This window comes from Algoriphagus antarcticus (assembly GCF_002150685.1).
In the GTDB taxonomy this organism is placed as follows: Bacteria; Bacteroidota; Bacteroidia; order Cytophagales; family Cyclobacteriaceae; genus Algoriphagus; species Algoriphagus antarcticus.
In genome coordinates, this window is the sequence record NZ_MSSW01000004.1 from 1 (window position 1) to 21,478 (window position 21,478).

General features: G+C 40.7%; 19 protein-coding genes and 1 tRNA gene. 11 read left to right on the forward strand and 9 right to left on the reverse strand.

Features of this window, described 5'->3' with window-relative positions; all coding sequences use genetic code 11:
* The 4 genes from BVH04_RS25355 to BVH04_RS03020 all read left to right on the forward strand — a co-directional run.
* A partial coding sequence (locus tag BVH04_RS25355) for a hypothetical protein (protein ID WP_205635782.1) occupies positions 1–217 on the forward strand: 217 nt, incomplete at its 5' end.
* Positions 218–420: 203 nt separating this feature from the next.
* Positions 421–1,026: a DUF6088 family protein gene (locus BVH04_RS03010; RefSeq protein WP_086539855.1), complete on the forward strand. Its 606-nt coding sequence runs from the start codon at positions 421–423 to the stop codon at positions 1,024–1,026.
* Entirely contained in the window at positions 1,019–2,044 is a 1,026-nt protein-coding gene (locus BVH04_RS03015; RefSeq protein ID WP_240510815.1) for a nucleotidyl transferase AbiEii/AbiGii toxin family protein, read from the forward strand. The genes BVH04_RS03010 and BVH04_RS03015 overlap by 8 nt, the downstream gene beginning before the upstream one ends.
* Entirely contained in the window at positions 2,032–2,406 is a 375-nt protein-coding gene (locus BVH04_RS03020) for a restriction endonuclease subunit S (protein WP_086539856.1), read from the forward strand. Before BVH04_RS03015 ends, BVH04_RS03020 begins: the two co-directional genes overlap by 13 nt.
* A gap of 127 nt (positions 2,407–2,533) precedes the next feature.
* Here the strand turns inward: BVH04_RS03020 and BVH04_RS03025 are convergent.
* Positions 2,534–2,607, reverse strand: a tRNA-Ile gene (locus tag BVH04_RS03025).
* 154 nt (positions 2,608–2,761) lie between these two features.
* Between BVH04_RS03025 and BVH04_RS03030 the strand changes: the two genes are divergently transcribed.
* Both BVH04_RS03030 and BVH04_RS03035 read left to right on the forward strand, forming a co-directional pair.
* Positions 2,762–3,391, forward strand: a complete 630-nt coding sequence (locus BVH04_RS03030; protein WP_086539857.1) for an HAD family hydrolase — start codon at positions 2,762–2,764, stop codon at positions 3,389–3,391.
* Complete coding sequence (locus BVH04_RS03035) at positions 3,384–4,493, forward strand: site-2 protease family protein (protein ID WP_086539858.1); 1,110 nt, start codon at positions 3,384–3,386, stop codon at positions 4,491–4,493. Before BVH04_RS03030 ends, BVH04_RS03035 begins: the two co-directional genes overlap by 8 nt.
* 294 nt (positions 4,494–4,787) lie before the next feature.
* Here the strand turns inward: BVH04_RS03035 and BVH04_RS03040 are convergent, their stop codons facing one another.
* The 6 genes from BVH04_RS03040 to BVH04_RS03065 all read right to left on the reverse strand — a co-directional run bounded on the left by BVH04_RS03040 (position 4,788) and on the right by BVH04_RS03065 (position 12,255).
* The gene (locus tag BVH04_RS03040) at positions 4,788–5,084 is read right to left on the reverse strand and encodes a rhodanese-like domain-containing protein (RefSeq protein ID WP_086539859.1); all 297 of its coding nucleotides are present in this window, start codon (positions 5,082–5,084) and stop codon (positions 4,788–4,790) included.
* 4 nt (positions 5,085–5,088) lie between these two features.
* The gene (locus BVH04_RS03045) at positions 5,089–6,924 is read right to left on the reverse strand and encodes a T9SS type A sorting domain-containing protein (RefSeq protein WP_086539860.1); all 1,836 of its coding nucleotides are present in this window, start codon (positions 6,922–6,924) and stop codon (positions 5,089–5,091) included.
* 5 nt (positions 6,925–6,929) lie between these two features.
* Positions 6,930–7,586, reverse strand: coding sequence for a PASTA domain-containing protein (locus BVH04_RS03050; RefSeq protein ID WP_240510816.1), 657 nt, complete (start codon positions 7,584–7,586; stop codon positions 6,930–6,932).
* Positions 7,587–7,816: 230 nt separating this feature from the next.
* Entirely contained in the window at positions 7,817–10,894 is a 3,078-nt protein-coding gene (locus tag BVH04_RS03055) for a M43 family zinc metalloprotease (protein ID WP_240510817.1), read from the reverse strand.
* 12 nt (positions 10,895–10,906) lie between these two features.
* Positions 10,907–11,155, reverse strand: a complete 249-nt coding sequence (locus BVH04_RS03060) for a NifU family protein (RefSeq protein ID WP_086539863.1) — start codon at positions 11,153–11,155, stop codon at positions 10,907–10,909.
* A 5-nt stretch (positions 11,156–11,160) separates the two neighbouring features.
* Positions 11,161–12,255, reverse strand: coding sequence for an Mrp/NBP35 family ATP-binding protein (locus tag BVH04_RS03065; protein ID WP_086539864.1), 1,095 nt, complete (start codon positions 12,253–12,255; stop codon positions 11,161–11,163).
* Between the two features lie 150 nt (positions 12,256–12,405).
* On the opposite strand from BVH04_RS03065, the gene dnaG reads away from it, so the two are divergent.
* The 5 genes from dnaG to BVH04_RS03090 all read left to right on the forward strand — a co-directional run bounded on the left by dnaG (position 12,406) and on the right by BVH04_RS03090 (position 19,209).
* Entirely contained in the window at positions 12,406–14,343 is a 1,938-nt protein-coding gene (dnaG, locus tag BVH04_RS03070; RefSeq protein WP_086539865.1) for a DNA primase, read from the forward strand.
* A gap of 86 nt (positions 14,344–14,429) precedes the next feature.
* Positions 14,430–15,641, forward strand: a complete 1,212-nt coding sequence (locus BVH04_RS03075) for a bifunctional 3,4-dihydroxy-2-butanone-4-phosphate synthase/GTP cyclohydrolase II (protein ID WP_086539866.1) — start codon at positions 14,430–14,432, stop codon at positions 15,639–15,641.
* Positions 15,642–15,719: 78 nt separating this feature from the next.
* Positions 15,720–16,373: a hypothetical protein gene (locus BVH04_RS03080; RefSeq protein ID WP_086539948.1), complete on the forward strand. Its 654-nt coding sequence runs from the start codon at positions 15,720–15,722 to the stop codon at positions 16,371–16,373.
* Between the two features lie 6 nt (positions 16,374–16,379).
* Positions 16,380–17,165, forward strand: a complete 786-nt coding sequence (gene surE / locus BVH04_RS03085) for a 5'/3'-nucleotidase SurE (RefSeq protein ID WP_086539867.1) — start codon at positions 16,380–16,382, stop codon at positions 17,163–17,165.
* A 79-nt stretch (positions 17,166–17,244) separates the two neighbouring features.
* Complete coding sequence (locus BVH04_RS03090) at positions 17,245–19,209, forward strand: tetratricopeptide repeat-containing sensor histidine kinase (protein WP_140160507.1); 1,965 nt, start codon at positions 17,245–17,247, stop codon at positions 19,207–19,209.
* On the opposite strand, the gene BVH04_RS03095 is transcribed toward BVH04_RS03090, so the two are convergent.
* Together BVH04_RS03095 and BVH04_RS03100 are read right to left on the reverse strand one after the other, a co-directional pair.
* Positions 19,195–20,067 (reverse strand): type 2 periplasmic-binding domain-containing protein, encoded by an 873-nt coding sequence (locus tag BVH04_RS03095; RefSeq protein WP_086539869.1) that lies wholly within the window; start codon positions 20,065–20,067, stop codon positions 19,195–19,197. The genes BVH04_RS03090 and BVH04_RS03095 overlap by 15 nt on opposite strands.
* 80 nt (positions 20,068–20,147) lie before the next feature.
* Positions 20,148–21,473 carry an MFS transporter gene (locus tag BVH04_RS03100; RefSeq protein ID WP_240510818.1) on the reverse strand — a complete coding sequence of 442 codons (1,326 nt, stop codon included), beginning with the start codon at positions 21,471–21,473 and terminating at the stop codon, positions 20,148–20,150.
* Positions 21,474–21,478: the final 5 nt, after the last annotated feature.

Sequence of the window (21,478 nt, forward strand, 5' to 3'; positions counted from 1 at the left end):
TAAGAAGATCAGAGAGAAGCAAGCCGAACTGGATAAGAAGCTCTTGGGCCAATATGCAAAGCTGACCGAGGAGGAAATAAAATCACTTATTGTAGAACACAAATGGATGTCCTATTTGGAGTCTACCATTCAGACCGAAATGCAACGAATTTCCCAACGACTCACGCAACGGATTAAAGAACTTGGTGAGCGCTACGATCAACCGCTTCCGAACTAGTCTGGTGTAGTAAATGAATGGGAGGCCAAAGTGAGTGAGCATCTGGCTAAAATGGGCTATTCATTTTTAGATTTGTTTGAGGTCACAATTTGTGATTTCAAAGTATTTGAAAATTGGAAATCACAAGTTTTGATTTTCAAAAACTTTATTTTTTTGTCGCAAATATCTACTAAATTTGCGACAAAATAGATTGAAAAATAAGTATGGAAAGTGTTGAAAATAAAATTATTAGCTATATAAAAAGAAAGCCTAAGGGTGAACTTTTGTTTGCGGAAGATTTTATTGCTTTTGCTGATACTAAACGAATCAATAAAGCACTTGAGCGACTGCATGATCGAAAACAATTGACCCGTATGGCAATGGGGATTTATACACGTCCGAAGGAAGATCCTGTTGTGGGGAAAGTCCTACCCACGGTAGAGCAAGTGGCTAGAGCCATAGCCAAGCGAGACAAAGCCCGTATCGTACCCACGGGAGCCCAAGCACTTTATCAACTGGGATTGACCAATCAAGTACCTATCAATGTGGTATTCTATACCGATGCATCTGACCGAAAAATCCAGGTCGGAAAGCGAAAAATTACTTTCAAAAAAGGAGCTGCCCGCAATTTATCCTATAAAGGAAAGCTCAGCACACTTGCGATTCAGGCGATGAAGAGCATCGGTAAGGATCAAATCCGACCGGAGGAAATACAGCTGATCCGAAAGCGAATAGAAGAAGAAGATCCTACCCTTTTACAGCATGACTTGCGCCTAGCTCCTGCTTGGATTCGAATTCTCTTACAATCAAAAATGCCTGATCATGACTAAATGTAGATCACATCTGGCCGAGTGGATAGTCTTACCCAACGAGAGTAAAAATGTCATTTTTGAAACAGTGGGAGAGGCAAGTGGAATCTCACCAGAAGCTGCAGAAAAAGACTGGTGGCTAAGTCTTACCTTAGATTTGGTGTTTTCCATGTCATGTGGAGGCTCATTGCTATTCAAAGGAGGGACTTCGCTGAGTAAAGGTTGGGGATTGATCCAGCGCTTTTCCGAAGATATTGATTTGGCATTGGACAGAGAGTTTTTAGGGTTTTCTGGTGACTTGGGTAAAGGCCGACTGGATAAACTTAGAAGACAATCAGTCGCTTATGCACTAGAGGTTTTTGCTCCTGAATTGCAACAAGCTTTTATTGAAGCCGGATTTCCAGAAGTGAAAGTGCTGTCAATAGAGCCCAAAAGCTCTGATAACGATCCCGTCAAAATCGATATTTATTTCCCGAAATTGACCGTTACCGATGGCTACCTCAAGCCAGGTCTGCAGATCGAGCTGGGAGCTAGATCGCTGCGGGACCCTTTTACAAGAGTATCAATTCAATCTCTCGTTGGGGACTATTTCAAAGAGGCTGCCTATTCAGACGAACCTATACAAATCCTGCTGGTGAATCCTGAGCGAACCTTTCTAGAAAAAATCTTCCTACTTCATGAGGAGCATCACCGTCCAAAAGAAAAGCGGAGAATAGAGCGTCTCAGCAGGCATCTGTATGATATTTACCAATTAAGTAAGACCGAATTTGGCGAGAAAGCGCTAGTTGATCGTGAATTTTATCATCAGACCGTAGCACATAGACGGCGCTATTCCAGAATCTCAGGAGTGAACTATGAACTGCATCAGCCAAAGACCATTGGATTTATCCCGCCAGATGATGTAATAAGGGCATGGGAACAAGATTACAAACAAATGCAAGAATCCATGATCTATGGAGATAGTCCATCTTTTACTAAACTGATCGAAGAATTGATAGTACTACAAGCCCAAATCAACACCTTACCATGGAACAACTAACAAAACTCGGCTATAAAAAAACCGAATTGGGATGGATTACCGAGGATTGGGAGGTTCTTGAATTAAAAGATGCAGTATCTTTTTTAGATGGAAAAAGACGTCCAATTAAATCTGAATATCGATTTAGAATGTCAGGTCAATATCCGTACTATGGAGCATCCGGAGACATTGATTATGTTAATGATTTTATTTTCGATGATCATTTAATACTACTTGGTGAAGATGGAGAAAATATATTAAGCAGAAATTCCCCTTTAGTTTTTCAGGTTAAAGGCAAAATTTGGGTAAATAATCATGCCAATGTATTAAAACCAAAAGATGGCTTAGAAAATTTAACTTATCACGAAGTTGCTTTACTATAGACTTTTCCTCTTTTGGAGAAGCCTTTTTTATGCATGAAGTGTAGGCAAAGAAACCATTTTTGTGCAAATCGTGTGCAAATGAAAAAGACACTTACGAGGTATTCATCGTAAGTGTCTGATTACTGAGTGGGCCCACTTGGAATCGAACCAAGCACCTACTGATTATGAGTCAGTTGCTCTAACCGAATGAGCTATAGGCCCTTATTGTTTTTTGAGAGTTAGTTGCTCTAACCTGCCGATCGCTATCGGCCCTGTACTATTAAAACTTCCAGTTTTAGCTTGAATTCGCCGTAAACCTTGGTTTTGGGAGTGCAATGTTACATATTTGAATGCAAATACACAACCCATATTACGAATGAAAAATGCACCCGATGCAGACTTTTTGATTTTTGATTTAGGCAATGTCATTATTGACATTGATTACCATGAAGCTCTGCAACGTATCAAAGCTGAAGTTTCTACTGAGTTTCATGACAAGGTGGATGGCTTTTATCTAACTGATTTTCATAAGGATTATGAGGTAGGAAGAATTGATTCCGGTAAGTTCAGAGAGGAGGTAAGAGGGTACTTTCAGCAGGACTGGAATGACCAAAAAGTGGATGAATTGTGGAACGCTTTGTTGCTAAAAATTCCTACAGAGCGGCTAGAATTAATTTCAAAATTGAGAGAAAATTTTCAGGTGGGCGTATTGAGCAATACCAATTTGATACATATCCATGCCGTAAATAGAATTTTGCAGGAAGATCATGACTTGGATAACTTTGATCCAATCTTTGACTGGGTATTCTTAAGTCATGAAATGGGACTCGCCAAGCCTTCACCTCAGATCTATGAAAAAATGCTTGTTGACCTTGGGACTTCAGGAGATCGTGTGATATTTTTTGATGATCTAATCGCCAATGTGGAAGGCGCTAAAGCAGTAGGAATTCAGGCGGTACACGTGACTGGTCCTGAAGTTATCTTCGATTACTTCAAGAATGTATAGCAAAAAAGAATACCTCCGTCACGGAATTTTATTTCTCGCTACCCTAATTTCTACCACACTGGCTGGGGCAGAGTGGGTTTATCTCAAATCAGTTCTTGGAGAAGGAGAAAGCTTACTAACATGGGAATATTTCTGGAAGTCAATGGCCTTTTCGATTCCTTTTATAGGGATTTTGCTTGTTCACGAACTGGGTCATTTTTTCACAGCTATTTATCATAAGGTAAAGTGTACGCTGCCTTTTTTCATTCCGGGTTGGCTGGGTTTTATAGGTTGGCCGAGTATCGGGACATTTGGAGCTGTGATCCAGATGAAAGGTCTTGTCAATAGCCGCAAGAAGTTCTTCGACATAGGTGTAGCTGGACCTTTGGCTGGCTTCGTAATAGCACTTGGAGTGCTGGTATATGGATTTACTACTTTGCCAGAGTTAGATTATATTCATTCCATACATCCAGAATACGCGGATCCTGATTTTCAAGGGTTCGAAGAGGGCGCTCTTGATTTTGAGTTGGGGAATAATCTACTTTTCTGGGGATTGGGTGAAGTATTCGCAGATCCAGACCGTATGCCAGCTATGTCGGAGGTTATCCATTATCCGTATTTATTTGCAGGCTTTCTTGCGTTGTTTTTCACGGCTTTAAATTTACTTCCAATTGGTCAGTTGGATGGTGGTCATGTCGTTTTTGGGCTATTCCCAAAGCGGCATAAGGAGATCTCTCTGATAGCGTATGTTTTGTTTATAGGGTATGCTGGCATGGGTATGATCAGTCCATATTCGGCTGTGGAGGATCTGATGCTATGGATACCTCTATACCTGGGGTTTCTATTTATCTGCTTTTCTAAGTCAGGTCTTAGTTTGCAGAATAGAATTACGCTGGTTTTAGGTATTGCTGCGATACAATATGCCTTGGCTTTTGTCAAACCTGATTTTGAAGGATATCAGGGATGGTTGTTTTATGGTTTTTTGCTGGGGAGAATAATGGGGTTGAAACACCCTGACGTATCTGGGTATAAAGAATTAGTTGGGAAAAGAAAGCTTCTTGGATGGCTTGCAATCGTGATCTTTATCCTTTGTTTTTCTCCACGTCCATTTATTTTCGCATAGAGAATTATTTGTCAACTAAGCTATCGCATAAGAAGAAGGTGCTAAAACTTGATCCCTAGCTTATTTAGATGGGGTATTGGTAGATGGTTTTTAGGAATCAGACGTTTGTGTTGATCGGTTCAATTGATGGGCAGCAGTCAGGAGATTGCATGTGCGTTGATCCAAGAATGCAGACTTGAACCAAGGGAATGATAAGTGGATAATAACTTCCCCAGTTGTTAAATGAGGTTAGGTGAGACATTCCAACTTTGAGGGTAAAATAACCACATAAAAAAACTCCCCGAAGGGAGTCAGTTATAAATTTCTGTAAGCTAAAATTCCGCCGGTAGTGTTTCGGACTTTCGAAAAGCCCTTAGTTTCTAGGAATTTCTTGGCGTTCATGCTTCTTGCGCCGGAGCGACAGTGTACAATGATTTCTGCGTCTTTGTAATCATCCAATTCGTCTAAACGAGTCGGTAAATCTGCCAATGGGATATTTTTTGCTCCCAGGTTGTCATCTTCGTATTCCCATTCTTCTCGAACGTCAAGAAACACGAATTTTTCATTTTTATCCAATCTGGATTTCAGGTCTTCTACGGTTATATCTTCCATAATATTATTTAACTAAAATTCTATACGACTTTATTCCGGCTTCTGTGGTCAAATTAAGAACATATAATCCTGGCCGCTGTCCATTAAAATTAACAATTTCTCCCTTAGATGAAAGTTGACGCTCAATAAAAATCTCTCTTCCGAAAGAATCAAAGACTCTGGCATCGCTAAAACTTCCTTCTAGATTGAGTAGGGTTTCCACTGGATTTGGATATATCCGAATATTTTCTTCGGGAGCAGCAGCCACCTCAAAAGGAGCATCGATGCTAATGTGTGGCCTGATCATCAGCGATCCGCGAACTTCCTCATTTTGCGTCCAAGCACCTACTACATTGTAAAACAGCATGTCTCCACTATCATTTACCTTGTCCAGTCCCACATGAATGAATTCATTGGTGAACTGTGTGAAGCCTATATAGAAGTCACCATCCACTCTTATGTTAGTGTCTAGAGAATAGTAGAGAAACTCCTGACCCGCTTCTTTCACAGCGATGAGATCTTCTCTGGTGAAAATCGGATCTTCGTCCAAATCTTTCCACACGTTGATATCTATAGCTTGATTGGCTTGATTTGGATTGGTGAAATTGATCGAGATTCCCTTGATATAAACTTCCGATGGAGTTGTGTATTTAACTGCTAATTGCCCGGACCTTTGATTGATACCTGCGGCGTAGTCCGCCGATCCATTGTCGTAGGCGAAAAAGTCGGACAGTGGGAGTGAAGTCCTTACCGTATCATTCAGCTCATAATTTACATTTGAGAAGAAGGTAGTATCTCCAGCTATGACTTCGAAAAGTAATCCATCGCCCGAGGTAATAGAAGATACGATCTCCAAGGTGGTTTCATTCTCAGGCATAGGAATTTCCTCAAATTCTCTACTCTCAAAAATTCTTCGTTCCAGCGCATTTGGAACTGGGTTGAAAGGTGTATTGAGATTGATGGGAGTAGTGGTCATCGTAGAAGAATCAGTGATGGAAATGGAGTATTCCATAGCCCTAAAGCGGTTTTCTAGATTGTAAAATTCATTTTGTATTTTGCTCCAAAGACCGTTTTGGTTGCCTTCTAGCAGTACAAATGGATAGGCGCCGTATTCTCCAATTCTAAGTTCATTCGTTTTGGTAAGACTTCTGTCTTTGTAGTCTATATCAGTGGCTGTTCGACCATCATTTAAGTAGATATAGTCGAGCAACCAGCTGTCAAATGGACCGGATTGTCTGCCTTGGGCAAAGAATCGGAATTGGAAAGCCGAATGCTGCCATGCCGGTAGAATCTTAACGATTTCCTGAGTAAATACTTCAGTGTCTAAACCTACACCACCAAGTTGCGTCCAAATAGTCACCCAACTTCCCTGTGAATTTAGGATTTGTAATGTCAACTGGTCGCTTTCGTCAGGAAGTTCTGCTCTGCCGCCGGCCTGCCAAAAGAAACTCATATAAAGACTTTCGCTGTCTGGGGAATTCAAAGTACTCAAGTCAAATGGTTTTGAAGTGAGGTAGTCAGTTTCACCCTGATCTCCCTCAGAGACCGAATAAGGATTACCGTTTACATCCACGCCATCAAGCAGGATCATTCCAATTGATGGCGCGTTTAGGCCAATCGTTTCAGTATAAGAGGCTCCAGCTAGGCTCCATTTCAGCGTGTCTATACCTTGAGAAAAATCATCCCAAAAAGGGAGGGTGTTACCTTGTAAGATTCGGGAGTTTTGATCTACAAGACTGAGGCTTTTAATCTTTTGATGCTGGATGGGCGCAAACTCCACCAATTGGCCATGAGCCAAAGTCGAGATGAACAGAGCTATGACTAGTCCTGTCATTCGAATGATTTGGAGTGGTTTGAGCATTTAGCTTAAAGGTTATCCTTAGCGATCCAAAGATCGATTAATTCACCGGTTTTCACTTGCTGGGCTGCCGGCGGCGTTTGTCTCAAGACTTGTCCTGCACCTACAGAATCAGTGTCAAGGTAGTATTTATTACCAACTCTGAGGCTAGATCCCAAAATCAGGAATTCTGCATCCACTTCGTCCATACCTTTCAGATCAGGAACTGCAAGGATTTGATTACCCAAGCCATCTCCCACCACCAAATCAATTCTTGCTCCTTTGGGAATTTCAAAACCTTCAGCTACAATCACTCCCCGGTATTTTTGCTCTAGCACCACATTGATTCCGATATCCGGCACATACACGATATCGCCTCTCTCAAGTCCCATATTTGCCAAAATCTCCTGAACATTCTTCAATGGAGTGTTGACTAAATTTGGCATTTTGAGCATAGGAGCATTTTTGGCATTCAAGGTAAGATAAACTGTTTTACCACTTTTCACCTGAGCATTTGCCTCTGGGATTTGCTTCAAAATAGCAAAGGTTTTCAAATCAGTATTAAATCCTGAGTCAAGCGATACTTCGTATTGAAGATCTGCGCGATCCAAAATTTCCACACCCTCGTCATAAGTGTAGCCCGATAAGTCAGGCACAGAGACCGACTGACCATGATTGGTGTACATGGGAAGGTACATTTTCAAAAAAAGGAATCCCAGTAAAACTGATATTCCTATAATCACTAGAAGGTTAATTAATATCTTTTTCAAAAGAGTTGCTGAATGTAAAATCTGAGAAATTTTAATAGTTAAAGATAAGCGGGAAATTCAATCCTAACAACGAAGAAACTTTCTAAAACTGTCGAAATCTATTGGCAAAAAATAAGCCGAAGAGGTTTTCTTCGGCTTATTTTTGATTAATTAATAATCAGCCTTCTCGTTTCCCGTATCGTATTGCTGGAGATTTTGATTATAAATACTCCTTTAGAAAACAGCTGCGTGCTGAAAGAATACGTCTGGTTCAATGTGCCAGGGTATTCTATTTCTTGAACTACAGCTCCAGTGCTTGATATTATTTGAATGGTCACATTCTCAAAATCAGGCAAATTGAATGCAATATTGAATATTTCACGTGCTGGATTTGGGAAGAGCACAGACATTCCAACTGCCGGTATCACAGGATCAGGGTTTGCATTGAGGAAAAGCTCGATATTATCCAGGTAAATAGGAGAGTCTGACGCTTCTCCTTCTTCAACAACAAAGGCAAGTCGTACCTTAGTTTTTCCTGCTCCAGCAAATTCACTTAAATTGATGAATTTGCGTACGTAATCTCCAGCGCTATTGGGATTAGCTTCACCTACTGAGGTGGTAGAAAGTTCAGCTCCGCTGGCAGTCCAAACTTCTGTGTATTCATTTCCTCCATTTGCGCTAGCCAGAACTTTCAGAGTAGTTGAATTACTTACCTGACCTGCTGCCAAATCAAAGAAAATACTAGCTTGGCGACTTACAGAAAGATCAAAAATAGGTGTTCCTAACCAATAGCTCATACCTGCGGCGCTTGTAGCAAGTTGGGCTACATTATTAGGGCCTTCTCCAGCGGATATTGAATTTACAGTCCATGGTTGAGCGTCTGATTCTGGATTGACAGTAAGCCAAGGTGCGAAGGTGCCAGAGTTATTAAAGTTTTGTCTCCAAGGAACTGGAATAGTAGTCGAGTCTTCTAGCACATACCGCGTAAGGCTGTCCGAATTATTTCCATTCTGGTCGAAATTAGGAGCAAAAGCCACGAATTTCAGTTTGTTTTTTCCTTTGGAAGTAGAGTTCTGAGTGCTCACGTTAAAGCTTTCACCTGGCTCTACAGTGATCCCTGTAGCTACAAATGTTTGAGTTGCAGAATTATTAGTGCTTCTGGAAAACAGGAAGGTTGAAAAAGGAAGATTGCCGCTATTGGTTAATTTTACAATCTCAGCTTCATTTGTACCGTTAGAAATAGGAGTTGGAGCTACAATTTCATTCACACTTATATCATAATTAAACTCTTCGTTTGGAAAGATCCTGATATTCTTGATATAAATGTTATTTCCATAAGCATTTTCTGTAATGAATGCTAAGCGAATTGATCCTAAATCGGAAAATTCACCAAGGTTTACGAGTTCCGTTCTGAACTGATTTTGATTTGTTGGGATAAATTCTTCCAACGTAGCAGTAGTTGTTGCTAATTGTTGTCCAGCCTTATTATATGGAGTATTTGAAAGATCATATGTATTTCCGCAATCTTGAGACACTGCTATAATTAATCTGTCTGAAAATCCCGCTTGGTCATACTGTGCATGTGCCAACTCAAAGACAAGCTGTGCATTTGGATATTTTGACAAATCAATAATTGGCGAGGTAAAATAATCTAGCTGACCAGGTGACTCATATTCATAGTGCCGGATATAAACTACATCTTGTGAATTGCCTGAAATAGTTAAGTTTCTTTTTTCCCATGTCACCAAATTATCCGGATTGGTAACCGTCCATGGAGATGGGAAGGTGGTAAGATCTGAAGTATAAGGCAGATTTATTGACTGCTCTTGGATAGGAGATACAGTTTTACTGTTATTGCTGGTGATGGTATCTGGGACGTCATTTGTCTGGGTGATTCGGAATTCTACAGAATTAGTATTAGGTAGAAGATTGAACGCATTAAAGCTTACCACTATACTTTCTCCAGTCTGTAAGTTGAAAGTAAATCGCTTTGATTCTAAGATTGTTCCATTTCTCCTAAGCTCAACACGTCCAGATGTCAGGAGGTTTTCTCCTGCATTCAACAGCTCTACTGATGGATTGATCAACGGGTCACATTCAAAGTTACCTGGCTCTAATACTCTCGCTATTGCCAAATCATTTTCGGCAAGTACAGGTTCTTTGGTTGCTCGGTTGTTGATCAAAGTGACTCTTCTTGGGCTATTGGCTAGTACTATTCCAAATCGCTCCACCTGGCCTTTTGTAAATAAATTCATACAAGCATCAGGCGTATAATCCATATAATTTTGGATCATATCTCTTGAATCGCAACTAAAGCGCGTAGCATTCGGGCTGCATATGCTGTTGGAATTATCCTGCAAAGGTGTGTCTGCTACGAAATCATCCACTCCGCAACCGCCGTCACCCCAAATATGCCGCAATCCAAAAAAATGCCCCACCTCATGTGTAGCTGTTCTGCCTTGGGAGGCTGATATAGCACTTCCACCAACGCCAAAAAATCTAAAATCTAAAACAACTCCATCAGTAATTGATGAAGTAGGTGCACCCGTAAGTCCAGGTAAATCAGAAATAGGAAAAGATGAATAGCCTATGAACGGACTTACTAATGTCGTCACATACATATTCATATATTCGTTTGGATCCCACTGAATGACTTGTCCGATTAAGGTAGCATCTGTATTGGGATCATAGGCAGATTTTGGTCCCACTGTACGGGTGATACCGTCGGTAGGTAGTCCTGAGGGATTTTGCTTGGCAAGGACAAATTCAATGTTGGTAATCCCAGCAAATGGAAGGAATTCTGCAGGAGTATTTACAGCGTCTGGATTTAATCGTTGGAAATCTTCATTAATAATTCTGATCTGCTCCTGAATCTGCGCAGCAGGAACATTTACGCCCTGCCCTTCTGGACCGCCATTATGGATGACATGGACTACCACAGGAATCATGATCGGGTCAGCGTTTGTTTTGGCAAGGATTTGAGGTTGGTAAGTTTTGTCCTCAATTTTGTCATTTATCCATTTTTCAAAAAAAGATTTTGAGCCAAAATAGCCCATTTCTTTTTCTATTTTTTCTGTCACAATCACATGCCCGCACTTTTCTCTGTGTGTATGAGAATTAGTTGAGTTCTGTTGATCTGTGATGTCAAAGGTTTGGAATTGCTGTGCAAAGCCAGATGAAAACACAAAAAACGCTCCTACTAGGAGCATACTGGCTCTGTCAATACTCCGTAAACCTTTTTTCATTCAGATTATATATTAAGCAACAGTTAGGTTAACGGCTTCTACTCGTGTGATTTCTGGAATTGCACGTCTGATAGCTTCTTCTACGCCGGCTTTTAGCGTCATCGTAGACATAGGGCACGTTCCACATGAGCCAAGTAATTCTAGTCTTAATACCTTGTCATCGGTTAGCTCTACGATCCTCACGTTTCCTCCATCTGCTTCCAGATATGGGCGTATAGTATCTAGTGCAAATTCTATTTGTTCTCTTAATTCTGGTCGCATAATTCTTAAGATTTAATTTCTACCACTTCGGTTTTACTCTGAGAGGCATTTCTTATGGCAATTTGTCTAGCTATTTCTTTGGCTAGGTTCATATAAGACTCTTGTGTGATTCCTTCTTTTAAAACAGCTGGGTAGCCTGAATCGCCACTTTCCCTAATACTTTGTACAATTGGGACTTCGCCCAAAAACGGTACATCGTATTTTTCAGCCAACCTTTTTCCACCCTCTTTACCAAATAGGTAATACTTATTATCTGGAAGTTCTTCTGGTGTAAAATAAGCCATATTTTCAATAACACCTAAGATGGGTACGTTAATTTGTGGCTGTCTAAACATCGATAAACCCTTATTAGCATCTGCCAAAGCGACTTTCTGTGGGGTTGTCACGATTACTGCGCCGGTCACTGGGACGGTTTGCACCATGGTCAGGTGAATATCTGAAGTCCCTGGAGGCAAATCAATCAGTAGGTAATCCAGCTCACCCCACTCCACATCACAGATAAATTGCTTAAGCGCTGAGCTAGCCATTGGCCCTCTCCAAACGACAGCGCTATCCGCAGGCGTAAGAAAACCTATTGACATCAGCTTCACTCCGTATTGTTCTATGGGAACGATTATATTCTTATCACCGACTTTTTTCACAGCCGGTTGCTCAGCTTCTACATTGAACATGGTAGGAATAGATGGCCCCGAAATATCTGCATCGATCAACCCAACTTTTGCTCCTGATTTTGCTAGGGAAACAGCCAGATTCACCGCAGTGGTAGATTTTCCCACACCGCCCTTGCCAGAAGCGATGGCGATGATATTTTTCACTTGAGGTAGAATAGGTGCAGCATCTCTAATAGTAGTGACTTGGGAAGTCATAAATAGATCCCACACAGGTTCTTTTCCAAAGTCTTCCTCCAAAACTTCCAAGCAATTATTTTTAATTACTTCTTTCAGTGGACAAGCTGGAGTAGTGAGAACTACATTGAAGCTGACTTTATTACCGTTGATTTCAATTTTCTGTATCATTCCCAAAGTCACCAAATCCTTCTTAAGATCTGGATCCTGTACTCGGGAAAGTGCTTTCAGGATATTATCCTTCGTTAACTGCATGAGGTGATGGTTGTAATTTTTCGCAATTTAGATCTTAATGACTTCTAAATAAAGGACGAAGTAAATGTATTATACATGTGAACTAGGAGAAACTATTTAAAGTTCTCATTTTTTAGATTGAGCGATTAACTTTGCCACATTCATTTTCCTATGGGCATCAGCAAACTTACTACGGACAAGGTCAAAGAACGCATGGACATCGAAGAGGTGATCGGCGATTATTTGCCTATGAAAAAGAAAGGTCAGAATCTCTGGGCCAACTGTCCGTTTCATGGCGAAAAAACTCCTTCATTTTCGATTTCACCGGCAAAGCAAATCTATAAATGCTTTGGCTGTGGTAAAGCTGGCGATCCCATTCAGTTCGTGATGGACATAGAAGGCATAGGCTTTCAGGAAGCGATCAAACACATAGCCGGGAGGTACGGGATAGAAATTCAAGAGGATGAAACGCGCACTCCGGAGCAGAATGAAGCTCAAAATGAGCGGGAAAGTTTATTGATTGTCTTGGGCTTTGCTCGGGACTTTTTCGTCAAAAATCTTCAGACAGAAGAGGGTAAGTCTATTGGTTTGAGTTATTTCAAAGAGCGTGGATTTACCCCAGCTATTATTGAAAAGTTCGATTTGGGATATGCATTGGAAGGCTGGGATAATCTTCTTAAAGCTGCCAAATCAGCTGGCTTTCAAGAGGAGATTCTATTGAAAGCAGGATTGATTCTCCAAAAAGAAGGTGATGCATCACGAGTTTATGATCGTTTTAGAAACCGTGTGATTTTCGCCATTCACAATATCAGTGGAAAACCGCTAGGTTTTGGAGCGCGAATTCTCACCAAAGACAAAAGCCAACCCAAATACATCAACTCCCCGGAGACGCCTGTTTATCACAAAAGTGATGTGCTCTACGGGATGTTTCAGGCGAAAAAAGCAATCAGAGAAAAAGATAATTGCTACCTGGTAGAAGGCTACACCGACGTGGTGAGTTTGCATCTGTCAGGAATAGAAAATGTGGTAGCTTCTTCAGGTACTTCACTGACCGAAGGACAAATCAAGCTGATCAAACGATTTACTGATCAGGTGACGGTGCTTTACGATGGGGATGCTGCGGGTATCAAAGCTTCACTTCGAGGGATAGATCTATTGCTGGAAGGCGGCTTGAATGTGAAAGCTGTAGTTTTTCCAGACGGAGAAGATCCAGATAGTTATTCTCGAAAAGTCGGCTCACAATCATTTCAGGAATACCTGGAGAATAATAGCCGTGACTTCATTGGTTTCAAGATTGGTTTATATAAGGAGGAGTTTACCAAGAACCCGATCCGAAAAGCTGAGATAATTCGTGAGGTGGTGCAAAGTATCGGGAAAATTCCTGATCCGATTATTCGCTCGGTCTATGCAAAGGAAGCATCAGGACTTTTGGGGATTGAAGAGGATATCATCCATGCTGAGCTGAATAAAATCCTGCTGAAAACTCAGAAGGATCGTTATAACAGTCAGAAGGATGATGTTTTTGCCGAGCAGGCAATGGAAGAGCTGATTCCTGATGATACTGCTACTTCTTTCACCGAAATCCTGAGAATTCAAGAACGTGAGATGGTTCGGATTTTAGTGAATTATGGCTGGCAGAAACTTGGCGATGAAGAGATGCATTTGTGCCAATATTTGCTTTCTGAGACAGAGGAGCTTGATTTTACCACACCTATTTACAATAAAATACTGGATCTATATCGTAATAGTCTTGTTCAGGGAGAAATTCCTACTTCAGAATTTTTCATTGGGCTAGGTGATCAGGAAATACAAAAAGAGGTGATAGACCTAGTCACTGTACGCCATGAAGTGTCACATCACTGGGCGGATACGTATCAGATTATCATCAATACTGAATCCGATGACCTTACACTGACAGGCTTTAAATCCATCTTGCGATTAAAGCGAAAAATGGTGCAAAAGCTAATGGAAGAGGCTAAAGAGAAAATAAAAAATGCTGAGTCTGAGCATCTGGATGATGAGAAAGTACATGAGTTTCAGGTGATCTACTTCGAGCTCAAAAAAGTACAGGTAGAAATAGATAAAGAGCTGGGTATCGTGATCGGCTAAAACCAAACTTTATTTGGGTGCAACCTGTTTAGAATCTGAAAGCGTGTAAATTTGCCTTTCAAAATACTAATTCAAACACAAATTTCGTGGAAAAATATATTCTGGATCCAATAGAAGATGCTATTGCGGCAATCAAAAGTGGAGAGGTAATCATCGTGGTAGATGATGAGGATAGAGAAAATGAAGGTGATTTTGTATGTGCAGCCGAGACTGTGACTCCAGAAATTATCAATTTCATGGCTACTCACGGACGTGGGTTGATATGCGCGCCTCTGATAGAAGATCGTTGTGAGAAGCTAGGTTTGGAGTTAATGGTAGGTAATAATACAGCAGCTTTTGAAACTCCTTTTACCGTGTCAGTTGACTTAATCGGGCATGGCTGTACTACCGGGATTTCCACTGCCGATAGAGCCAAAACCATCAAAGCTCTCGTGGACGATTCTATTGACCCAAGTGAATTGGGTAAGCCAGGCCATATTTTTCCGTTAAAAGCCAAAAGAGGCGGAGTACTAAGAAGAGCTGGACATACAGAAGCTGCCATTGATTTGGCGCGACTCGCTGGATTATCACCTGCTGGAGTTTTGGTGGAAATAATGAATGAGAATGGGACGATGGCCCGACTTCCAGATTTGGTAGAAGTGGCCAAAAGGTTTGATCTCAAGTTGATTTCTATCAAAGATTTAATTGCTTACCGATTGAAGCATGAGTCATTGATTCAGCGTGAAATTGGGGTGGATTTACCTACTGACTTTGGAGATTTTGAATTGATTGCCTTTCGTCAGACCAATACACAAGAGCTGCATTTGGCGCTGATCAAAGGGAAATGGGATAAAGATGAACCTATTTTGGTTCGTGTTCACTCTTCCTGTATGACTGGTGATATCTTTGGCTCATGCAGATGTGACTGCGGTCCTCAGCTTCATGGAGCCATGCAGATGGTGCAGAACGAGGGTAAAGGAGTGATCCTCTATATGAATCAAGAAGGCAGAGGAATTGGCCTTATCAATAAATTGAAAGCCTATAAGCTTCAAGAAGAAGGGATGGATACCGTGCAGGCAAATCTTGCATTGGGATTGCCTTCCGATAGTAGAGATTACGGAGTGGGTGCTCAAATCTTAAGAAACCTTGAGGTGAGTAAGCTTCGCCTGATTTCGAATAATCCTCAGAAGCGAGTTGGTTTGCTAGGTTATGGATTGGAAATAGTAGAGCAAGTACCTATAGAAATTGCTCCTAATGTGCACAATGAGAAATATCTCCTAACGAAAAGAGATAAGATGGGCCACAATATTTTGAAGTAAAACTCTGTTCTTAACTTGTTTTTGTTAATTATCACTAATGAGTTTCAACCTGACACTTATTACTGCGTAAATAAAGCCATGATGACAACCATAAGAAAAGCAGTTCTCTCACTTAGCTTACTATTTCTAGGCATATCTACGCTAGTTGCGCAGAATCAATTCCCTTCCCAGGTTTGGCATAAGGGAAATATCCATACTACAGACGGCCAAGTGTATGGAGGTGAGATTAAATACGATCTGGAAAATAATGTCGTACAGCTTCAGGATCAAACAGTAAATACATTCTCCGCTACCAATGTTACCCATTTTGAATTATTTGATGAGGTATATGGTGGGGTTCGCAAGTTTTTTAGCTTGCCTTACGCCCAAGGTACGGACTATGCCACTCCTATCTTTTTTGAAGTATTGACTGAGGGCGAGGATCTCGCCTTACTATGCAGAGAGTACATTGCTACTGATAGTAGAGGTATGGGGGGATTTGGTATGATGGGAGGATATGGAATGAATCCGTTCTACGGACCACAGTCGATGATGGGACATAAATTAGCGTTTAAATATTACTTTTTGAAAAACGGTAAGATTGAACAATACAACCTGAAGAAAAAAGAGCTTTTTGAGATGCTTCCTGGTCACGATGACGAGATCTCACTATTTATGCGTAAAAACCGCTTAGAATATGACAAGAGAGGGGATCTTCTACGCATCACAGCATATTATAACCAGTTGAATTAATACTAAATGTCGAAGCCTTTAATACTCGTCTCCAATGACGATGGGATCACAGCCAAAGGAATACGTGTACTGGTATCTGTCATGAAGAAACTTGGGGATGTGGTGGTAGTAGCTCCAGATAGTCCTCAATCTGGTATGGGACATGCCATTACTATTGGAGAAACACTTCGTCTCGAAGAGGAGGAGATCTTCGAAGGTGTCAAAGCATATAAGTCGAGTGGTACTCCCGCGGATTGTGTAAAGCTGGCAAAGCATTATGTGATGAAGGATAGAAGTCCCGATTTGATCGTCAGCGGAATCAATCATGGTTCCAATACGTCGATTTCTGTGCTATATTCTGGAACTATGTCTGCGGCGATCGAAGGGGCAATGGAAGGTTATCCTTCTATTGGATTTAGTTTGTGTGATTTTTCATCGAAAGCAGACTTTTCACATGTGGAGGAATGGGTAGAGAAGATCGCACGCCAAGTACTCGATAAAGGGATGCCAAAGGGAGTTGCGTTAAATGTGAATTTCCCTCCAAAACAAAATGAGCAAATCAAAGGAATAAAAGTATGTCGTCAAGCTGAAGCCAAATGGCAGGAAGAGTTTGATGAACGCTATGACCCCAACGGTCGGAAATACTTATGGCTAGCTGGCAACTTTGTGAATTTTGATAAAGGAGAAGATAATGACGAATGGGCGATTGCAAACAACTATGTTTCGATAGTTCCTTGTCAATATGATTTGACAGCACATCATGCTATTTCTCAAATTCATAAGGATTGGGATTGGGAAGAGCTTAAAAGGTAGGTTTTTAGAGGATTATTGTTTTTTTAGTGTGGTTAACTGATTTTAGTTATTTTTACCATTTATAAATAGAAAAAACCTTTTGAATCTGAAATTATATATTTTTCTGTTTTTTGCAATGATGGCTTCATTGGCTGCGTTTGCTCAAATCCCAAATATTGATAGCCTCAAAAACGTCCTTCCCACTACCAACGGAGAGGAGAGGTTGACCGTGCTCAACGAATTATCATCCTATTTCCGTGAAGTAGAGCAGCAAGTAGCATTTGACTATGCGGTGGAAGCGGAAAAACTCGCGCAAGCACTCAAGAATAAATCCGGTGAGGCAAAAGCTAAGGAAAATATCGGTTGGATTTATTACCGTCGTGGACAATGGCAGAAGACTTTTGATTACTCTAAAGACGCTTATAATTTAGCAATTGAAGGGAATGATCTGGAGGAAGCTGCAAGGGTGTTGAACAGTATGGGTGCTCTATATTTTGAACAGCAGAATTACCGGATGTCTATAAACCAATTCAAAAAAGCATATCAGATCAGTGAAAAAAATGGGGATCTGTACACTATGATCCGCAGTCTTAATAATGTAGGATTCAATCTCACCTTTCTTAATGAGCTTGATTCTGCTTTAGAATATGCCTATATGGCCATTGAAGCAAATGAAAATGCCGGGTCTCCTTACTTAACAGCCTTCAGCTATCGAATTATTGGAGATGTTTATCTTGCTAAGAATATGCTAGACTCTGCTGAGATTTTGTATGAAAAGTCGATGAAAATGGCTGATAAGCAAGGTATTACTACTTTTCAGGCAAGCATGTTGCACAGGTTAGGTAGATCCTATTTGCTAAATGGCAAACTGGAGAAAGGGAAAACTGCTTTGGAGCGTGGAATAAAAATATCCAAAGAGAATAAGTATCTGGATGAGCTATCCAAAAGCCATAGGTATTTAGCTGAATATTATAGACTGAAAGGTGATATTAATGAAGCCTACAGTCAGCAATCATTGTACCTTACGCTGAATGACTCCTTAGTCAATAAATTAACAAATGATAGGATAGCCTTGCTTCAAGGGATGTTTCAGGAGGATTTGGATCATTCAGAACTCGATTTGCTTATTGCCCAAAATGAAAATCAGGCATCGAAACTGGCATTTAACCGAAGGATTATTTTCGTGATCAGTGTTGCTTCCATCCTTATTTTAGGTCTGGTGATATGGTTGTATTTTCTACACAGAAACGTTAAAAAATTCAATGCTGATTTGATAATGCAAAAGCATCAAATTCGTACTCAAAACCGCGAGCTGGAATCTAAATCTATTCAGTTACAAGCAATTAATCAGACTAAGAATAAGCTCTTTTCTATTCTAGGTCATGATCTAAAAGGTCCAGTAGGGCAAGTGAAGTCTATTTTAGATTTATTGATAGATGGGCATCTGAATCAGGAAGAATTTGATGAATTGATTCAAAATTTGAAAAATGATGTGGACTCGGTGTATTTCACATTGAATAACACATTGAAATGGTCCGTAGCTCAGATGGAAGGGTTTACACTACACAAGGTGAATTTCAACCTTTCTGATGTAGTAAACTCTACTATTAAACTGATCATGCCGCAACTTAAGGAGAAGTCACTTGAAATAGACGATTCATCCTTGTTTGCTGACCTTGAGATATACGCTGATCGGGATTTGATAGAAGTGGTGATCAGGAATATTCTGAATAATGCTGTGAAATATTCAAAGCCAGGAGATGTGATATCTATTTCCGTGGAAATAGATAATGATATGATTATCTGGTGTGTAAAAGACAAAGGAATTGGAATGAATGAAGAGCAAATCAATCAGTTGCTTTCCCCGGATTATATCATAACCAATTCTAAGCCAGGTACCAAAATGGAAAAAGGATCTGGCTTGGGACTTCAGATTTGCAAGGAGTTTACACGAATGAATGGTGGAGAATTAAATATTAAAAGCAAAGAAGGAAAAGGAACAAAAGTTTGTGTTAAAATTCCCGCTAATAAAATTTCTGCCAGTAAGATTCTAGTCAGTAATTGACAAGTGCTCGTAGGCAAGAAAATCTTCTAAGGGGATTAGTTCAGAAATAATTGCCAATTCTTTCATCGTGTTCATGGATTTCTCCAGTTGCTTTCTAGAAATTTCAGCAGCAGTAGCCCAAGATGTTTGTGCAAACCATTCTTTCACATCGCTAGCATTTAGCTCGTAGTTTTCGGAGATTTTTTCAATAGCAGAAGCACTGGTTTGAAGGTTCACTGACTCTCGATAGACCAGGTCTCTTAATCTGAATAGCGCCTCGCCAAATTCTGTCAAGGCTTTTTCAGAGGCAATGATCGCAAAACAAGGCCAAGGACTTTGGACTTCCCCGATACGCTTCATTTGATTAGAATCTACCCATGGCTTGGTCGTGTATTTCTCCCAAAGAAACATCTCAGGCTTTTCGGGAGTCATTGCTTCCAGTGCCCCTGAAAGGTTGTTTATTATTTTAAATTCCAGTTTTTCAGAATTCCAGACTTCTCTTTTAGCAAGTACAAAAGCCATTAAGTGTGAACCTGATCCCATTCTGCTGATCAGAAAAGCTGGATCTTTGATTTCATCCAATGAATTAACTGATGAATCCCCAGCGATATGAATTCCCCAGGTTAGCGGAGATTTTACATGGAAACCAATCATTTTAGACGGGTTTCCCCCTTCGAAATCTTTCAGGAAACTCTCTGTAAGCACAAGTGCGATATCTGTTTTATCTTCACGAAGATCTTTGTTCATCTGACCAGAACCTCTGGATTCATCTGTCCATTGGAGCGTAATGCCATCCTTTTCGAATGGTTGTGCAGAGACTACTTTTTTCCAAGGAAAATTAAAATGCTCAGGAACTCCAGTGATTCTAAGGGTTTTCATGATTAGTGTTTTGACTTGAGCAAAAATAAGAAAGCCAGTCTCAAAAGAAACTGGCTATCCCGAATTTATCCCCAAAAAAGTTAATCGTGTGTTACTTTTCTGTCTGTGATCAGAAGGTTACAGAATCCTGCTATGATGAGCAAGGTGCCTGCAAGTAGCATAGTATTGATCACGGCTTCGCCGAAAATTAGTTTGTAAAGAAAATTGACACCTCCTAAGGCTGCTATGATCTGTGGAATTACAATGAACATATTGAAAATACCCATGTATAACCCCATTTTTTTGGGTTCTACAGAACTGGAAAGCATCGCATAAGGCATAGATAAGATGCTGGCCCATGCGATTCCTACCAAGGCAAAACAAATGTGAAGCATCCATGGCTCTGAGATAAAATAGATTAGGATAAAGCCCAGGCCTCCAATTATCAAACTTCCCATGTGGACTAGTCTTCTGTTGATCTTGACTCGGCTGGAAATGAAGGTTAGAATCAAGGCGTACACCATCGAGATCAGGCCATAGGTTCCAAGGTAATTTCCCACACTATCTGCCGCATTATTGTAAGCAGCCGAACTAGTGTCGGTAGCCCCATAGATATGCTCAGTGATGGCGGGAGTGGCAAAACTCCACATCGTAAAGAAGGCAAACCAAGAGAAAAATTGCACCAAACCTAGCTTTTTCATCACATTGGGCATGGTAGAAATGTTTTGAAATATTTCCTTCATACCTGAAAAAACACCTGCTTTTGCTGCCTTTTCCCGCTCAAATTCTTCCATGTCCTCAGGCGGATATTCTTCTGTTTTTAGAATGGTGTAGAGGATAGAAGAGAAAAGAACAAACGCTCCAATAGCAAAGGCATATTTGACAGAATCAGGCACTATTCCTTCCGGAGCTGTATTTGGCACACCCAGCTGAGTCATCATCCAAGGTAGATTTGAGGCGATCCATGTGCCAATTCCTATGATCAAGGTTTGGACTACAAAACCATAAGAGCGCTGGGAATCTGGAAGTTTATCCGCCACCAAGGCGCGGAATGGTTCCATGCTGACATTGATCGAAGCATCCAAAATCCACAGTGAGCCTGCCGCCATCCAAAGTGCACTGGAATAGGGTGCGAAAAATAAAGCTATTGTGCTGAAAACCGCACCAATAAAAAAGAAGGGCTTGCGTCTTCCGAATTTTGGATGCCAGGTACGGTCGCTTAAATAGCCGATTATCGGCTGCACGAGCAACCCTGTAAGTGGAGCTGCGATCCATAGTAAAGGGATGGCATCTTTGTCGGCACCCAACGTTTGGAAGATTCTGGACATAAATCCACCTTGCAAAGCAAAGCCAAACTGAATACCCAAAAAACCGAAACTCATGTTCCAGATTTGCCAGAAATCTAACTTCTTTTTAATAAGGTTCATTTGGG

Bases quoted from the DNA above. Each gene is read 5' to 3' on its own strand.
- BVH04_RS03010 (WP_086539855.1), top strand. From the start codon at position 421: ATGGAAAGTGTTGAAAATAAAATTATTAGCTATATAAAAAGAAAGCCT.
- BVH04_RS03015 (WP_240510815.1), top strand. From the start codon at position 1,019: ATGACTAAATGTAGATCACATCTGGCCGAGTGGATAGTCTTACCCAAC.
- BVH04_RS03020 (WP_086539856.1), top strand. From the start codon at position 2,032: ATGGAACAACTAACAAAACTCGGCTATAAAAAAACCGAATTGGGATGG.
- BVH04_RS03030 (WP_086539857.1), top strand. From the start codon at position 2,762: ATGAAAAATGCACCCGATGCAGACTTTTTGATTTTTGATTTAGGCAAT.
- BVH04_RS03035 (WP_086539858.1), top strand. From the start codon at position 3,384: ATGTATAGCAAAAAAGAATACCTCCGTCACGGAATTTTATTTCTCGCT.
- BVH04_RS03040 (WP_086539859.1), bottom strand. From the start codon at position 5,084: ATGGAAGATATAACCGTAGAAGACCTGAAATCCAGATTGGATAAAAAT.
- BVH04_RS03045 (WP_086539860.1), bottom strand. From the start codon at position 6,924: ATGCTCAAACCACTCCAAATCATTCGAATGACAGGACTAGTCATAGCT.
- BVH04_RS03050 (WP_240510816.1), bottom strand. From the start codon at position 7,586: ATGTACACCAATCATGGTCAGTCGGTCTCTGTGCCTGACTTATCGGGC.
- BVH04_RS03055 (WP_240510817.1), bottom strand. From the start codon at position 10,894: ATGAAAAAAGGTTTACGGAGTATTGACAGAGCCAGTATGCTCCTAGTA.
- BVH04_RS03060 (WP_086539863.1), bottom strand. From the start codon at position 11,155: ATGCGACCAGAATTAAGAGAACAAATAGAATTTGCACTAGATACTATA.
- BVH04_RS03065 (WP_086539864.1), bottom strand. From the start codon at position 12,255: ATGCAGTTAACGAAGGATAATATCCTGAAAGCACTTTCCCGAGTACAG.
- dnaG (WP_086539865.1), top strand. From the start codon at position 12,406: ATGGGCATCAGCAAACTTACTACGGACAAGGTCAAAGAACGCATGGAC.
- BVH04_RS03080 (WP_086539948.1), top strand. From the start codon at position 15,720: ATGATGACAACCATAAGAAAAGCAGTTCTCTCACTTAGCTTACTATTT.
- surE (WP_086539867.1), top strand. From the start codon at position 16,380: ATGTCGAAGCCTTTAATACTCGTCTCCAATGACGATGGGATCACAGCC.
- BVH04_RS03095 (WP_086539869.1), bottom strand. From the start codon at position 20,067: ATGAAAACCCTTAGAATCACTGGAGTTCCTGAGCATTTTAATTTTCCT.
- BVH04_RS03100 (WP_240510818.1), bottom strand. From the start codon at position 21,473: ATGAACCTTATTAAAAAGAAGTTAGATTTCTGGCAAATCTGGAACATG.